Here is a 15,131-nt window from a genome sequence, read left to right as displayed (position 1 = left end):
CCAACCCCGATGACGCTCGGGGCTGTCGAGGTCACCCCATCCGTTACTGGAGGAGCTTCAGGACGCTCTGCTGGCTGGAGTTCGCCTGGGCGAGCACCGAGACACCGGCCTGCTGCAGGATCTGCGCGCTGGACATGTTCGCCGTTTCCTGGGCGAAGTCGGCGTCCTGGATGGCGCTGCGCGACGACGACAGGTTCTGCGAGATGTTCTGCAGGTTCGAGATCGTCGACTCGAAACGGTTCTGCACGGCGCCGAGGTCCGAGCGGACATTGCTGACCGACTGCAGGGCGGCATCGATACGGTTGATGGTGTCGTTGGCGCCGTCGACCGTCTTCACGCTGGAGTCCGCAAGGGTCTTGGCGGTGTTGACGGCACTCGTGCCGACCGTGAAGCCATCGGCAGCTGCCTTGGTGCCACCCACGGTGATGTCCTGCGCCGAGGAGTACTTCAGCGAACCGTCCTGACCGACGTAAGCCTTGATGCCCTCGCCCGACTTTGCATTGATCGCGTCGGCGACGTCCTGCGTGCTCTTGAAGGTGCCAGTGATGCTGAATGAAGCGCCGCTACCTACCTTGAACGTCAGGTCGCCACCAGCCACTACCAGCTGCGACGGAACGGCATCGGTACCGGCGGTTGCGGTCTGTGCACCGAACAGTGCGGCACCGTCCGTGCCGCCAACCGTCGGGCTGCCCACGCCAGCGGCGTCGTTCGTGAAGGTGAAGGTGCCGCCCGTCTGGCTCGCCGTGACGCCCGAACCCGACAGCTGGCCGTTGATCGCCGTGGCGAGGCCGGCGGCATCGGTGTAGTTCTGGTTGAGGTTGACCGTCTTGCCGCCAACCGTGAAGGACTTCGACGCAGCGGAGAAATCGAAAGCGGCGACGGCGGTAGCACCGACCGTCTTGCCCTGGGTACCCGGTACGGCAGCTGCGAAGGCCGGCGTGGCCGAACCGTTGGCAAGCTCACCGACCTGGTTGGCCTTCATGCCCTGGCTCAGGCCGACCGTGATCACTTCGCCGACGTTCGCGCCGACCTGGAAGCTCAGGTTGTTGGAGCTGCCGTCGAGAACCTTCATGCCGTTGAAGTTGGTCTGCGTAGCGATACGCGTGACTTCCGCCAGGCGTTGCTGGACTTCGGCGTCGAGGGCGGCACGGTCGCTGGAGGAGTTCGACGCGTTGGTCGACTGCACGGCCAGCTCACGGATGCGCTGAAGGTTGTTGGTGACTTCGTCGAGGGCCGACTCGGTCGTCTGCGACAGCGAGATACCGTCGTTGGCGTTCTGCACGGCGCGGTTCAGGCCGTTGACCTGCGTGGTCATACGAGTGGCGATCGCCATGCCGGCGGCGTCGTCCTTGGCGCTGTTGATGCGCATACCGGAGGACAGACGCTCGATGGCCGAACTCAGCTTGGACTGGGACTTGCCCAGGTTGCGCTGGGCGTTCAGCGAGTTGATATTGGTGTTGATGGTCATTGCCATGATCTTGAATCCTTTGTAAGCGGAACCGAATGCCGACCTAGTGCGGCGAATTCCGGCGGGGTTCCAGATGGAAGCCTTCCGCCTCAAAGAGGTTTTCGGCGCGCCCCGGGGAAACTTGAGAGGAAATTCCACATGTCAAGCAACTTCGTTGACTTAAGGCTGTAAGCCATGCGGATCAGCCGTCGTCAGGGAATAGCTATCGGCCGCTATCGGCAGGAATTTAGCCTCGGATGACGTTTCTTCTCCCGGCACAACGAAGGAAGCGCCGGATGTTGGGTCCGGCGCTTCCAGTATTTCGCAAACGTGGTTGCGAGGAACGCGATTACTCGAGCAGCTTGAGTACCATCTGCTGACTCGCATTCGCCTGCGAGAGAATGGCGATGCCGGCCTGCTGAAGAACCATCGCATTCGTCTTATTGAACGACTCCTCGCCGAAGTCGGCATCGCGAATCGCGCCGCGCGAATCGGCCAGGTTCTGCGAGATGGTCTGGAGATTGCCGATGGTTGACTGGAAGCGCGCCTGTATGGCACCGAGATCGGAGCGCAATGCGCTCACCGCCTCCAGTGCGGCATTTACGCGGCTGATGGTTTCATTCGCGCCATCGCGGGTAAGCACGGAAGCATCGGCGAGCGTATCGGACGCGTTGACCGCATACGCTGCATTGAAGCCCAGTGCCGTCGCCTGCGCGCCTCCGACGGTTATATCCTGCCCCGACGAAATTCGCAGTTCCCCATTTGTACCGACGTACGCGGAGATACCGGACTGCGATTTGCTGTTGATCGCATCGGCGACATCCTGCGTGGACTTGAACGTACCAACGATGTCGAACGACGTGCCACCACCCACCGCGACGGACAAGTCGCCAGCGGCAAGAGCAATCTTCGCCGAGTTGCCAGCGGGCCGCCGGATGTCCAAGGTAGTGGTGTCAGCAGCATTGACCGATACCTGATAACCATTACCCAGTTTTCCCTGGAGAAAAATCTTCGCATCGTCGGCGGTCGCTCCTGTATACGTCGTCCAGTCGACATCCACGCCATCATATGTCTGCGTACCAAGACCCGCACCATTCGCAGCAGTCCAGTCGGTGGACACTGCCTGCGAGCCATTGAAGGCAGGCCGTGCGCCGAACACGGTGGAGAGATCCACCGCGCCCGTCGCAAGGGCGCCGACCTGATTGGCGCGCATACCCTGATTAATGCCTACGGTAATCACTTCACCTACGTTCGCACCAATCTGAAACGAAAGATTCTGTGCGCTTCCGTCGAGGACCTTCATGCCATTGAAGTTGGTCTGAGTTGCGATCCGGGTCACTTCCGCGAGCCGTTGTTTTACTTCTTCGTTGAGCGTCCTCCTGTCCGTATCGGAATAGTTTCCGTTACTTGCCTGCACAGCCAGCTCACGAATGCGCTGCAGGTTATTGGTCACCTCATCGAGCGCGGACTCGGCGGTCTGCGCGAGCGAGATGCCGTCATTCGCGTTACGCGTCGCTTGCGACAGACCCATGATCTGCGTCGTAAAACGCGTGGAAATGGCGAGGCCGGCCGCATCGTCCTTTGCGCTATTGATGCGAAAACCGGAGGTGAGGCGCGCGCTCGCCATATTGAGCTTACTCAGTGTCGAGTTGAGATTACGCTGCGCGTTGAGCGAGTTCACGTTGGTGTGGATGGTCAGTGCCATGCTTCAAGTCCTTTTCGTTCCGAGTCCGATACCGGTCGCTGCGGCGACGTCCGGCGGGCTCCAGGAGAATTCGTCTGCCGCCTAAGGGTTTCGGCGGAGGAACGAGGGAGCACGGTCGGTGGAAGCTGGAATTGACTAAAGCTGTCGATGATTTCTGCGTAGGCGTGACCGGACACCGCGTCAATGCTCCGTTGGCTTTCGCGCGCAGGCGCGCTCCCACAAAGAGCAGTACCGGTCGGGTGCTTTCTGTGGGAGCGCGTCTGCGTGCGAAAGCCAACGGAGCGACGACGCGGAGACCCATAACGAAAAACGGCGGCCCGGATATCCGGGCCGCCGCTAAGGCAACGCACTGCGAAACGGTTACTTCAGGTAATTGAACAGCGACAGGCTCTGCATTTTCACGAAAGTCTGCTGAGCTGCATTCAGCGCGGTTTGCTGCTGAGAATACTTGCTGATCGCACTCGCCATATCGACGTCCTGCAAGTCGGAAATACTGCTGGCGTACTGCAGCGCCACATCGTCTCCAACACTGGTCTGTTGATCGATGGTGTTCATGCGCGCACCGATCTTCGTGCGCGTATTGACGACGCTCCCCATGGCCTGGTCCAGATTCTGCAGTTGGGCATTGACGATATTGTTCATCGGTGCGCCCCCGCCGGGTTTTTCGATGGCGCTGATCATATTGCCGATCGTCGAGAACATGTCCTGCGACGACGAAGGTGCGACAGCGAAGGAGTCGCCCACCGCAGGCGTACCGGTAACCGGAATCTGCACGCCCTTGAACCCGATGCTGCCATTGTCGCCGGTGTAGGTACCGCTCGAAACGAGCGTGCCGTCCGTTGCCCTTACCTCGTAGTCTGTGCCGACGCCGCTCGCATTCGCCTGGGTAAAATTGATCTTGTAGCTTCCGCCGTCCCACTGCGACATGTCGGTAACCGACGTGGCGCCAACCACACCGGTACCGGTATTGGTCGTGGCGGCCGTCGTCGTAAACGTGCCATTTCCGCCGCGAATCGCCATGAAGACGTCGTCGCCGGAGTCGCCGGTGGCAATCTGAAGTCCCGCAGCGGCGGCAATCATTCGCTGGGACTGATCGCCGACGTAGCTGATCTTGCCAGCATTCGTCACGAAGGGTTGGGTCAACGTCTTACTGCCCGCGAAGATGTATTCGCCCTGCCCGTCTTTCGTATTGGCCAGAGCGACCAGCTGGTTGAGATTTTGCTGCATTTCCTTCGCGATCGAAGCACGCGACTCGTCGGTCTGCGTCCCGTTATTGGCCTGCAGGGCAAGCGTGCGGATGCGATCGAGAATATCCGCCGAAGACGACAACGTGCTCTCTTCAACGGAGAGCCGAGACGTGGCCGACTGCATGTTCACCTTGTACTGATCGTTCTGCGCACTGGCGTGCGACAGGTCGAGTACGCGTGCGGCGCCCGCGGGATTGTCCGCCGGCGTGAGAATAGCCTTGCCGGTGGTGATGGAAAGCTGCGTCTGCGACAACTGGTATTGATGGTCGAGCATCGAGTTGACGGACTGCTGCTGGCCCCAGGAGGTGGAAATACGCATGATCAGCCTCGCACCGCGGTAAGAAGGGCATTGAAAATCGTATTGGCCGCATTGATGACCTGCGCCGACGCCGAATAGGCCTGCTGGAAGCGGATCAGGTTCGCCGCCTCCTCGTCCAGATTCACGCCTGAAACGCTCTGCTGCGCGGAAGCTGCCTGGTTGTAGATGCTGGTCTGCGTATCCAGCGCGGTATTGGCGCGCTGACCCGCCGTGCCGGCCGCGGCGGTCAACTGGCTATAGGCCTTACCCACGGTGGTGATGCCGCCATCGAGGACGCCCTTGTTCGCTATGTCCGCCAGCGCGAGCGCATTGCCGTTGTCGCCGCTGCCGCTACCGGCCGGATTGACCGAGAAGCTGTCGTTCGCCGCAGGCGTGCCGTTCAGCGTCAGCGACCAGCCGTTATAAGTAATGGGCGTACCGCTGGCATAAGCCTGCGGTGCACCGCCGTTGATCGTATAGGTGTTGGCCGAAGTGAACACGATGGTCGCGGGCGTCTTGAGCCCCGGATTGGCGACATCGCTGATGGTCAGGCCACCGAGCTTCGCAGCCCCCGTATTCCCCGAGGTCGCCGTGGAGGTAAGCGGACCCGACGCAGCGATCTTGTTCGTATCGCTGATCAATACGGACATGCTCGCGGCGGCATTGCGCGTCGGCATGACCTCGAAACTGTCTCCGGCAGCGGCCGCACCGCCCACCGTGATCGAAAGACCGTCCGCCTTGAAGGGATCGGCTGCCGTACCCGTACCCGTCATAGGAACGGAACGGCCATCCGTGGTCGTCAACGCCCAGTTGGTACCGTCGTAACGCATGGTGTAGTCGGATGCGGTGAGCTTGGAAACGTCGCTCACCGTCGCACCCGCAGTGCCGGTGCCCGTATTTTTCGAGCTCGGCAGGACGGTGGGACCGCTCACCGAAAAGAAGTCGCCACCCGCGGCGCCATTCAGATCGATGCCCTGCGCACTCTGCGCATTGAATGCACTGGTCAGCGCGATAGCCGCGCGACCGAGCTGGTTACGCGCCGGGTCGAGCACGTTGGTACGGAAGTCGACCAGCGCGCCCAGCGTACCGTCGCCTATCTGGTTCGTCAGGTTGCCGCCACCAGGACCCAGAATTTCCAGGCGCGACGAGTCGTACTGGTTTTGCGCCGTGGAGAGTTTGAACGCGGAAGAACCGTTGACCAGTGTCTGGCCGCTGCCGATCGATACGTTGACCGTGTGATCGGACTGCTGGATGACACTGACGCCCGCATACCCGGATAGCTGCTCGATGGCGTTGTCGCGCGCGTCGAGCAGATCGTTGGGTACCGCACCGCCGTAGGATGCCTTCTGGATCTGCTGGTTCAGATCGGCAATGGACTGGGCCAGGCCATTGACGGCTTCCACCGAACTTTTGATCTGGTCGTTGACCGAGGTATTGAGCGAATTGAACTGCGTTGCCAGCGACTTATACGAAGACACCAGGGATGTCGCCTTGCCCAGCAGCGCCTGCCGGCTGGCGGTATCCGTCGGCGCATTGGCCACGCTGCTGACCGAGCTGAAGAAGCCATCGAGGGCGGTCTGCAGATTCGAGGAGCCACTGAGCTGGTTGTTGAGACTGCCGGTGAGCTGGGAGAACGTGGTGGCCCGGCTCTGCCCGGCCGTCGCATTCCATACCGAGGTCGTCAGATACTGGCTGTAAGAACGCTGGACGCTGACCGCATCCACGCCCTGGCCCACGTAGTACCTCCCCTCGTATGAGGAGTTCCGGGCGTTGAACGTCGTCGTCTGCCGGGTATAACCGACCGTGTTCTGGTTACTGATGTTGTGACCGATCGTGCTCAGGCCTACCTGAGAGGCGAGCAGTCCGGACACACCAGTTGAGAGCAGATCGGCCATGATCGGTTTCCTTATCTATTGCTGTTACGGAAGATTTGCCAGATTCTTTAGCGCGGCCAGCGCCTGCTTCATCACAGGGCCATTGGCGATATCGGCGACTTTCTGCGCGTAGCTGGGGTCGGTGGCATAACCGCCTTCGCTCAGCGCCTTTGCAAAACCTTTGACATCGTCGCCGCGTCCGACCGCCTTGGCGTAGCGGGGGCTGCTGGCGACCAGGTCGGCATAATCCTTGAAGGAGTCGGAGGGCGACCCATAGGCACGGAAGCTGTCCTTCTTACGGACCGCCACGCCATTTTCGTATTCCAGCGTCGGCACATTGACGCGCTTACCGTCCCAGCTGCTACCCGCCTTGATGCCGAACAGGTTGAAGCTGGTCGACCCGCCCTGCGCGGGCATGTGTTTGCCCCAGCCGGTTTCGAGCGCGGCCTGGGCGAGCAGTGCGCGAACGGACACACCGAGCTTCTTCGCCGCTTCGATGGCATGCGGCGCCAGTGCCTGGACGAATTCCTCGGGACTGGACGGAGCAAAACGGGTCACGGCCCCGGCCACGGACTGCGCACCGTCGGACGCGGCCTTCGCCGTTTTGCCGAGCAACCGCTGCAGGTCGCTCATCAGGCCGCTTTCCGCATCCGACGGCGACGAAATACCGCCGCTCTGGTCCGTCGATCCGGCGACGCCCGCCGAAGCAAGTACGCCAAGAGGATTGTCGCTGGATGTACCGTCCGTGGAAGTGGTCGAAGCGTTGCCGCCCAACTGCCGGATGAGCATATCGGCGATGCCCATGCCCTTGCCTTGCGACAGGGTGACGGACAACTGATGGTCGAACATATCGCGATAGGTATTGCTGGCCTGGCTGTCGAGCATGCCGTCGCCGAAACTGGCGTCGCGCATGGACTTCAGCATCATCTGGGTAAAGATCGACTCGAACTGTTTGGCGACAGCCGGCAACGCGGATTGCCGGTCCTTTTGCGCGGCCGAACGCAGGCCGGCGAACCCGGACATGTCCGTGTACGTGCCAAGTTTCTGCGAGTCGAGCATCGTCGCCATCAGATGACTACCAGCTCCGCGTGCAGCGCGCCCGATTCCTTCAGGGCCTGCAGAATGGAAACCAGATCGCTCGGCGATGCGCCCACCTGATTCACGGCGCGTACGATGGCATCGAGGCTGGCGCCGGGGCCGAACTTGAACATATGACCGCCGTCTTCGCTGACCGAAACATTGCTGCTCGGCACGATGGCCGTCTGACCGCCGCGACTGAATGCGCCCGGCTGACTCACCAGCGGCTGTTCGCTGATCGTGACCTGGATGGAACCGTGCGCCACCGCGGCAGCGCCGACCTTCACGTCCGAACCGATCACAACGGTACCCGTGCGCGAATTGACGACGACGCGCGCCGGCGCATCGCCGGGATTCACCTCAAGGCCCTGGATCGTCGACAGCCACGATACGCGCTGCGCCGGATCCATCGGTGCGCGCACGGCGACCGAACCCGAATCGATGGCATTGGCGGTGCCCGCGCCAAAGCTGCGGTTCACGGCTTCGGCGACGCGTGCCGCTGTCGTGAAGTCGGCGGTATTGAGATTGAGCATGAGATCGCCGCCTTTATCGAAAGACGTCGCGACACTGCGTTCGATACTTGCACCACCCGGAATACGGCCGCTGGCGGAAATATTCACTTGTACGCTGGAGCCGCTTTTGCCTTGTGCGCTCACGCCGCCGACGACGACGCTGCCCTGGGCGATGGCGTAGACATTGCCATCCGCTCCCTTCAGCGGCGAAAGCAGAAGTTCGCCACCACGAATGCTCTTGGCGTTGCCGATAGAGGCGACCGTGACATCGATACGCTGGCCCGGCTTGGCGAATGGCGGAATCTCCGCCGTGATGGTCACGGCGGCGGCGTTCTTCAACTGCGGTCGCACATTCGCGGGAACGGTGACGCCGAACTGCTGGAGCATGTTCTCCAGGCTCTGCGTGGTGAACGGCGCCTGGCTGGTCTGGTCGCCGCTGCCATCGAGGCCAACGACCAGTCCGTAACCGATCAACTGGTTGCTGCGGACGCCGCCCACCTGCGCGAGATCGCGGATGCGGTCGGCGTGCGCCGGAGCGAAAGCCCCGAGGGCGAACACAACGACCAGCGCCCGCAAGAACATAGCAAACCGCGCTTGCAGGATCGCGCTCAAGCGCGCTCCTGCAGAAAACGGCGAAACGTTATGGGGCATGTTCATCAGAAGGGCATCCACTTGGAATCGAAGAAACGCGAAAGCCAACCGCGCGTATTCGCGTCGGCGAGCGTGCCCTTGCCCATATAGTCGATACGCGCGTCGGCGACTCGCGTCGACGGTACGATGTTGTCGGAGGAAATATCCTGCGGGCGAACGATGCCGGAGATGCGAACCAGTTCCTGCCCCTGATTGATGGTCAGCCACTTCTCGCCCTGCACGACGAGCGCGCCGTTGGAAAGGCGCCGCGCGACCGTCACGGTGATCTGACCGGTCAGCTGATTGCTCTGGCTGCTGGAACCGTCGCCCGCGAACGAGTTATTGCTGGCCAGCGAGCTGTTGGCCGCCTTGCCGCCGAATTTCAGCGACTGGCCGAGGACCGTCGGCGACGTGATGTTGTTGCCGTTCTTCTTATTGGTACTGGTCGCGGCCTTCTTGCTTGCCTGCGTGCTTTCGACAAGCGTAATCGTGAGGATGTCGCCGACGCGGCGAGCGCGTGGATCGGCAAACAACTCCATGGAATTGGAATCGGCGTAGATCGAACCGGTCGCCTGCGCGGGTGCCACGGCATCGACCGGCATGGTCGGCGCATACATCGGCATCGGCGTCGGCGGAACCACGGCACAGCCGGCGAGCATCCCGAACGGGAGCGCGACTGCCAGGGCACGGAGGATAGTGCGGTTCATGACGTGTCTCAGGTCTTGTTGGTGATGGTCTGGAGCATCGCGTCGGACGCGGAAATCGCCTTCGAGTTCATTTCGTACGCGCGCTGCGTTTCGATCATGTTGACCATTTCCTCGACGACGTTGACGTTCGATGCTTCGAGGGTGTTCTGGTTGATCGTGCCCAGACCGTTCAGGCCTGCTGTGCCCGTTTGCGGCGCGCCGCTCGCGGCCGTTTCCAGGTAAAGGTTCTCGCCGCGCGGCTGAAGACCCGCGGGGTTGACGAAATCGGCGAGCTGGATCGTGCCGACCTGCTGGCTACCGGTCGTACCTGCCGCAACCACGCTGACCGTGCCGTCCGTTCCGATCGTGACGCTGGATGCATTGGTCGGAATGGTGACGGCCGGTTCCAGCGGATAGCCGTCCGACGTAACCAGCTGACCGTCCTGATCGCGCTTCAGCGAACCGTCGCGGGTATAACCGACGGTGCCGTCCGGCATCGTGACCTGCAGGAAGCCCCGGCCCTCAATGCGAACGTCCAGCGGATTGTCCGTCTGGGTGACGCCGCCCTGATTGAACATCTTCTGTGTACCGACGACACGCACACCGGTACCGAGCATGAGGCCGGTGGGCGAGAGATTCTGTTCGGTGGTCTGACCGCCGGCCTGCCCACGATTCTGGTAAGCCAGATCCTCGAACTCCGCGCGGGCGCGCTTGAAACCCGTGGTATTGGTATTGGCCAGGTTGTTCGAGACGACGTCCATGCGCGTCTGCTGCGCATCGAGGCCAGTCTTGGCGATCCAGAGTGACGTAAACATGGTTGGGTCTCCTGCGCTCTCGCGCGTCATATCTTTGGCGGTGTGGCGTCTTTTCCGCCGCTTACCCGATCTGTAGCAATTTGGATGCCGACTGAGCGTTTTCGTCGGCTGCCTTGATCGATCGCACCTGCATTTCGAATTCGCGCGACAGAGAAATCATTTTCACGAGCACATCGGAAGGATTGACGTTGCTCGACTCCAGCGTGCCCTGGACCACTCGCACGTCCGGATCGGCCTGCGCCTGGCTGCCGTCTTTCAGGTGCATAAGACCGTCGCCGCCCAACTGGAGCTGGTCGTTGCCGGGGTTGACCAGCTTGAGCCGGTCTATCGTCGTGACGGTATTCGGACCCTGCCCCTGCGGTACGACCGAAATCGTGCCGTCCGATCCGATCCTGACGTTGGCCGCCTGGGGAATCGTGATCGGTCCACCGCCGCCGAGAACGGTATTGCCGCGCGAGTCCGTCAACAATCCGTCGGCATCCATGCGCAGATTGCCTGCACGCGTATAACCTTCGGTGCCATCGGCGGACTGCACCGCGATCCAGCCCTGGCCCTGAACCGAAACATCCAGATCGTTGCCCGTGGTCTGCTGCTGGCCCGCGCTCATGTCCCAGCCGTTGCCATTGGCGACGCTGTTGATACGGGTCTGCGCGCCCTCGCCCTGGATCGGTATGCTCTTGAACGCCGAAAGCTCCGCCTTGAAACCGGTGGTGCTGGCATTGGCGAGATTGTGTGCCACTTCCGACTGCGCACGCATGATCTGCGTGGCGCCGGTCATCGCGACATATACGGAACGGTCCATGGCGATCTTCCTCGGGCTTGCGATGCGCGCGGGAAACGGCGAAGCCGTCACCCGCGCATGCGCCGACCTTAGTTACGGATATTGATGATGGTCTGGGTCAGCTTGTCGTCGGTCGAGATGACCTGGGCGTTTGCCTGGTAATTGCGCTGCGCCTTGATCATGTTCACCAGCTGGGCCGTGAGATCGGCCGTATTCGACGCTTCCAGCTGACCGGACTGCACGGCACCGACGTCGCCGCTGTTACCCACGCCACGAATCGGCTGACCGGAATCGGAGGACTCCGCCCAATCGGTGTTGTTGAGCTGACGCAGACCCTGATTGTTGGCGAACGTCGCCAACGCAATCTGACCGACAACCGTCGACTGGCCATTGTTGTACTGCGCCGACACGATGCCGTCCTTGCTCACATCGAACTGCGAGAACTTGCCGGCGGCATAGCCGTCGTTGGTGGTCGCCGACGTAGAGAACGTGCTGCCGTACTGCGTCATCTTCGTTACGTCGATCGAGATGTTCAGCGGATTCGCACCGGGATTGGGCGAGACCGCGCCAAAGTTCAGCTTGCCGTTGGCTGGCGTCGTCAGTGCGCCGCCCGTGGTGAAGGCCATCTGCTGGGGCGTGCCCGCTTCTGTGCCGTCGATCACCATGTGGGCATTCCACACGTTGCTGGCAGCGTCCTTGACGTAATAGACCATGCCGCTGTGCGTGGCGCCGAGCGAATCGTACGCAGTGAACGGCGTCGCGTTGTTGTAACTGTTCGCGTCGTCCTTGCTGAACGGAGTAACCGTCGGAACCTTGGCATCGCCCGGCAGATTAGCCAGCAGGCCGACGCTGGTCGTCGCCTTCGCCGGGCTCTGACCCGTCTGCAGCTTGAGATCGGTCAGCGTACTCATATCGAATGTGCCATTGGCCGCCGGTGGGTAGGCCTGAAGGCGCTGTCCCATCGCATTGACGATGTAGCCGTTGTCGTCCTGCTGAAATGCACCGGCACGCGTGTAGGTATAGCCGGCGCCGTCCTTCATCGTGAAGAAGCCGTTGCCCGCGATGCCGAAGTCGAGATTGTTACCCGTCTGATTGAGGTTGCCCGCGGTGAACTGCTGGGCGACATTGGTCAGGCGCACGCCGTTACCGATCGAGTTGGCCGACAGGTTCTGACCTGCGCTCGAATACACCTGCGAAAACTCGGCACGCGAGCCCTTGAAGCCGGTGGTATTGACGTTGGCGATGTTGTTGGCGGTGACTTCCAGATCGGAAGATGCCGCGCTGATGCCACTGAGTGCGATATTGAAAGGCATAGAAATTCCTCGGACGGATTACTGGACCATGGCGATCTGACTGAGCAGCGTGCCGCCGAAGCCCGCCACCTGTACGTACGTTCCGTCGGTGCCAGAAGCGCCGACGCCTTCGATCTTCCCGCGCACGAATGTGTCGATCGCCGTGCCGTTGGAAGTTGCCCCGAGCGTGTACACCCCGTCGGGAAGGGCTTTTCCGGAGTCGTCCTTACCGTCCCACGTGAATTGCTGCAGGCCAGCGTCGGGCTGATTGAGACTGATGGTGCGGACGACGTTCCCGTCCTTATCCTTGATCTGTACGTTGACGAAGGTGCCCGCCGTTCCGACGTTGACCGCGCCATCGAGCTTGCCATCCTTCAGCGTGCCGACCTTCGAAGGAACGATCGCTTCCTTGCCAACCATCGCCGACGCCCGGACGAACTGATCGCCCGTGAGGTTCTTGGACAGCGAATCGAACGAAGTCTGCAACTGCTGGGTTGCCGCCACTTGGCTGAACTGCGCCATCTGGGACACCATCTGCGTGGAGTCCATCGGCTTGGTCGGGTCCTGATTGGTCATCTGGGTGACCATCAGCTTCAGGAAATCGGACTGACTCAACGACTGATCGGAAACCGCGTTGCCGCCCGCCTGGTTGTTCGTCGAATTGTTATTGGAAACACCATTGACTGCCATGGGAGCGGTTCCTTACTTGCCGAGGTCGAGCGTCTTCTGCATGAGTTGCTTTGCGCTGTTCATGACTTCGACGTTGTTTTGGTAGGAACGCGACGCGGAGATCATGTTGACCAGTTCGTCGACGGGATTGACGTTGCTCGAGTACACATAGCCATTCGTATCGGCCATCGGATTGGCGGGCTCGTAATGCGATTCCACCGGCGCCTGGCTTTCGGAGATACCGAGCATCCGCACGCCACCGGGCGAACTGTCGCCACCTGCCGTGACCTGCTGCTGTACCGCCGAAAAAAGCGGCTGCTTCGCGCGATAAGCGGTCGCTTCGCTGCTGGCGAGGCTGTCGGCGTTGGCCATGTTGCTGGCCGTGGTGTTCAGACGCGCGGACTGTGCCGCCATGCCGGAACCGGCGACATCGAAGATCTTCAAGAGGCTCATGAGCTGCTTCCGGTGATGGCGATACGCATCGCGTGGATCTGCCCCGTGATGAAACTCAGGCTTGCCTGGTAGTGCACGGCATTGCCCGCGAATGCGGCCTGTTCGACCTGGGTATCGACGGTGTTGCCGTCCATCGACGGCTGTGTGGGAATGCGATATGCGAGTGCATCGCTGCCTCCCGGACCGGGGGCGTTGTTGCCCCCGATATGACCGGAGCTGGTCGCGGCCATAGGCAGCTGGCTTCCGTCCATCGCGTCGGTAGCGGCTGAAAGCGCCTTGCGGAAATCGACATCGCGCGCGAGGAAATCGGGCGTGTCCGCATTCGCGAGATTCGAGGACAATACTTCGGCACGCTTCTGCCACAGGGCCAGTGCCTGGGTATGCATGCCGAATAGCGGGTCGGGTTTATCGATCACGGGCTCGTGCCCTCTCGTTGCCTTAGCGAGAGGATTTGAGCAAGGAGCGTGCCACGAGGGGAAATGCGCCGGAAACGGCGCGGCTACGCGGTTTCCCGCAGCCGGCATCCGGGCGGGTGACGGAAAACCGACACCCGGCGACACTTACGAACGTCGAAGTACCGGCGTCAACGGCTGTCGCAGGAGCGCTCAGCCCGGCAGCAGTTCCAGTACGGCATTGGCCAGTACGTCGGGCTGGAATTTGGCGATGAAGCGGTCTGCGGAAACTCCTGCCACCATGGCCTCGTTGAAGACACCGCTGAGCGAGCTGTGCAGCAATACGCGCAGATGACGCAGGCTCGCGTCTTCACGAATGGCGCGGGTCAGCGCGTACCCGTCCATGCGTGGCATTTCGATATCGGAGATCACCAGATCCACGCGTTCGTCGACCGGGCCCTCGGCGAGAGCCCTCAGGCGATCCAGCCCTTCCTGACCATCGTGAGCCACGATGCATTCCAGGTCCATTTGCCGGAAAAGGTCGACCAACTGCTTGCGGGCCACCAGCGAGTCGTCCACCACCAGAAGACGGCGATGGCGATTAGGGCGCCCCTGAGCGGCCTGCTGAACGCGCTCGGACAAGGCCACGTTCTGCGGCTCGATGCTGGCCAGCACCTGCTCGACATCGACGATGGCCAGGAGGTCGCCGTCCAGCCGCGTGACCGCATTGACGCGTGGGCCATAGCCCAGTGCCCCCGGTGGCGCGGCCATATTGACGCCATCGACGTGGACGATCCGGTCTACCGTCGACACGAGGAAGCCCTGCACGGAACGACTGAATTCCGTCACGATCAGATGGGCTTCGGCGTCGGACGCCAGCGGCGGATAGCCCATCGCGGCGGCAAGATCGATGACGGGAATGGTCATACCCCGGTAGTCGAAGCTGCCGGCAACCAGCTGATGCATGCTGGGCATGCGCTCCAGCTTCGGCCGGCGCAACACCTCGCGCACCTTGAAGACATTGATACCGAAGGCCTGACCGTCGCCCAGGCGAAACAGCAGCATCGCCACGCGATTGTGGCCGGCGAGGCGGGTGAAGGTTTCCACGGTATCGAGAAGCGGGCGGGCCATGGGCGACACTGCACTTATAGAGGGATCGATGGCGTATCGGCTCAGCCCCCGTATTCTTGATAGCTCGTTGTGCAGGAGCGCGCTCCTGCACAACGGAAACCGGATGTCTCGTCGAGGATGGC

14 protein-coding genes are annotated in these 15,131 nt (G+C 61.7%); all 14 read right to left on the bottom strand.

The features are described from left to right. Positions 1–43: 43 nt before the first annotated feature. Entirely contained in the window at positions 44–1,474 is a 1,431-nt protein-coding gene (locus EC912_RS12600; RefSeq protein ID WP_132144527.1) for a flagellin, read from the bottom strand. A gap of 322 nt (positions 1,475–1,796) precedes the next feature. Continuing rightward, positions 1,797–3,152 (bottom strand): flagellin, encoded by a 1,356-nt coding sequence (locus EC912_RS19805; protein ID WP_132144525.1) that lies wholly within the window; start codon positions 3,150–3,152, stop codon positions 1,797–1,799. Between the two features lie 360 nt (positions 3,153–3,512). Next, positions 3,513–4,718, bottom strand: coding sequence for a flagellar hook-associated protein FlgL (gene flgL / locus EC912_RS12590; protein ID WP_132144523.1), 1,206 nt, complete (start codon positions 4,716–4,718; stop codon positions 3,513–3,515). Positions 4,719–4,720: 2 nt separating this feature from the next. Further along, complete coding sequence (flgK, locus tag EC912_RS12585) at positions 4,721–6,592, bottom strand: flagellar hook-associated protein FlgK (RefSeq protein ID WP_132144521.1); 1,872 nt, start codon at positions 6,590–6,592, stop codon at positions 4,721–4,723. A 24-nt stretch (positions 6,593–6,616) separates the two neighbouring features. Then, positions 6,617–7,639: a flagellar assembly peptidoglycan hydrolase FlgJ gene (gene flgJ, locus EC912_RS12580; RefSeq protein ID WP_132144519.1), complete on the bottom strand. Its 1,023-nt coding sequence runs from the start codon at positions 7,637–7,639 to the stop codon at positions 6,617–6,619. Continuing rightward, a complete protein-coding gene (locus EC912_RS12575; protein ID WP_207906837.1) occupies positions 7,639–8,742 on the bottom strand; it encodes a flagellar basal body P-ring protein FlgI in 1,104 nt (367 codons plus the stop codon). Before EC912_RS12575 ends, flgJ begins: the two co-directional genes overlap by 1 nt. A gap of 74 nt (positions 8,743–8,816) precedes the next feature. Further along, positions 8,817–9,497, bottom strand: coding sequence for a flagellar basal body L-ring protein FlgH (gene flgH / locus EC912_RS12570; RefSeq protein WP_132144517.1), 681 nt, complete (start codon positions 9,495–9,497; stop codon positions 8,817–8,819). An 8-nt stretch (positions 9,498–9,505) separates the two neighbouring features. Beyond that, a complete protein-coding gene (flgG, locus tag EC912_RS12565) occupies positions 9,506–10,291 on the bottom strand; it encodes a flagellar basal-body rod protein FlgG (RefSeq protein ID WP_132144515.1) in 786 nt (261 codons plus the stop codon). A 61-nt stretch (positions 10,292–10,352) separates the two neighbouring features. Next, positions 10,353–11,093 carry a flagellar basal-body rod protein FlgF gene (gene flgF, locus EC912_RS12560; RefSeq protein ID WP_132144513.1) on the bottom strand — a complete coding sequence of 247 codons (741 nt, stop codon included), beginning with the start codon at positions 11,091–11,093 and terminating at the stop codon, positions 10,353–10,355. 68 nt (positions 11,094–11,161) lie between these two features. Beyond that, on the bottom strand, positions 11,162–12,385 hold the full coding sequence (flgE, locus tag EC912_RS12555) for a flagellar hook protein FlgE (protein ID WP_132144511.1): 1,224 nt from the start codon (positions 12,383–12,385) through the stop codon (positions 11,162–11,164). Positions 12,386–12,403: 18 nt separating this feature from the next. Beyond that, on the bottom strand, positions 12,404–13,054 hold the full coding sequence (locus tag EC912_RS12550; RefSeq protein WP_132144509.1) for a flagellar hook assembly protein FlgD: 651 nt from the start codon (positions 13,052–13,054) through the stop codon (positions 12,404–12,406). Between the two features lie 12 nt (positions 13,055–13,066). Further along, entirely contained in the window at positions 13,067–13,486 is a 420-nt protein-coding gene (flgC, locus tag EC912_RS12545) for a flagellar basal body rod protein FlgC (RefSeq protein WP_132144507.1), read from the bottom strand. Beyond that, the gene (gene flgB, locus EC912_RS12540; protein WP_165973591.1) at positions 13,483–13,872 is read right to left on the bottom strand and encodes a flagellar basal body rod protein FlgB; all 390 of its coding nucleotides are present in this window, start codon (positions 13,870–13,872) and stop codon (positions 13,483–13,485) included. Before flgB ends, flgC begins: the two co-directional genes overlap by 4 nt. Before the next feature lie 219 nt (positions 13,873–14,091). After that, complete coding sequence (locus EC912_RS12535) at positions 14,092–15,009, bottom strand: chemotaxis protein (protein ID WP_132144503.1); 918 nt, start codon at positions 15,007–15,009, stop codon at positions 14,092–14,094. Between the last annotated feature and the right edge of the window lie 122 nt (positions 15,010–15,131).

The organism is Luteibacter rhizovicinus, from assembly GCF_004342265.1.
Classification (GTDB): Bacteria; Pseudomonadota; Gammaproteobacteria; order Xanthomonadales; family Rhodanobacteraceae; genus Luteibacter; species Luteibacter rhizovicinus_B.
This window is presented reverse-complemented; position numbering and strand designations above follow the sequence as displayed.

What these genes read in the sequence shown, in the direction of transcription:
- EC912_RS12600 (WP_132144527.1), bottom strand. Translation starts at nt 1,474, where the DNA reads ATGGCAATGACCATCAACACCAATATCAACTCGCTGAACGCCCAGCGC.
- EC912_RS19805 (WP_132144525.1), bottom strand. Translation starts at nt 3,152, where the DNA reads ATGGCACTGACCATCCACACCAACGTGAACTCGCTCAACGCGCAGCGT.
- flgL (WP_132144523.1), bottom strand. Translation starts at nt 4,718, where the DNA reads ATGCGTATTTCCACCTCCTGGGGCCAGCAGCAGTCCGTCAACTCGATG.
- flgK (WP_132144521.1), bottom strand. Translation starts at nt 6,592, where the DNA reads ATGGCCGATCTGCTCTCAACTGGTGTGTCCGGACTGCTCGCCTCTCAG.
- flgJ (WP_132144519.1), bottom strand. Translation starts at nt 7,639, where the DNA reads ATGGCGACGATGCTCGACTCGCAGAAACTTGGCACGTACACGGACATG.
- EC912_RS12575 (WP_207906837.1), bottom strand. Translation starts at nt 8,742, where the DNA reads ATGTTCTTGCGGGCGCTGGTCGTTGTGTTCGCCCTCGGGGCTTTCGCT.
- flgH (WP_132144517.1), bottom strand. Translation starts at nt 9,497, where the DNA reads ATGAACCGCACTATCCTCCGTGCCCTGGCAGTCGCGCTCCCGTTCGGG.
- flgG (WP_132144515.1), bottom strand. Translation starts at nt 10,291, where the DNA reads ATGTTTACGTCACTCTGGATCGCCAAGACTGGCCTCGATGCGCAGCAG.
- flgF (WP_132144513.1), bottom strand. Translation starts at nt 11,093, where the DNA reads ATGGACCGTTCCGTATATGTCGCGATGACCGGCGCCACGCAGATCATG.
- flgE (WP_132144511.1), bottom strand. Translation starts at nt 12,385, where the DNA reads ATGCCTTTCAATATCGCACTCAGTGGCATCAGCGCGGCATCTTCCGAT.
- EC912_RS12550 (WP_132144509.1), bottom strand. Translation starts at nt 13,054, where the DNA reads ATGGCAGTCAATGGTGTTTCCAATAACAATTCGACGAACAACCAGGCG.
- flgC (WP_132144507.1), bottom strand. Translation starts at nt 13,486, where the DNA reads ATGAGCCTCTTGAAGATCTTCGATGTCGCCGGTTCCGGCATGGCGGCA.
- flgB (WP_165973591.1), bottom strand. Translation starts at nt 13,872, where the DNA reads ATGCATACCCAGGCACTGGCCCTGTGGCAGAAGCGTGCCGAAGTATTG.
- EC912_RS12535 (WP_132144503.1), bottom strand. Translation starts at nt 15,009, where the DNA reads ATGGCCCGCCCGCTTCTCGATACCGTGGAAACCTTCACCCGCCTCGCC.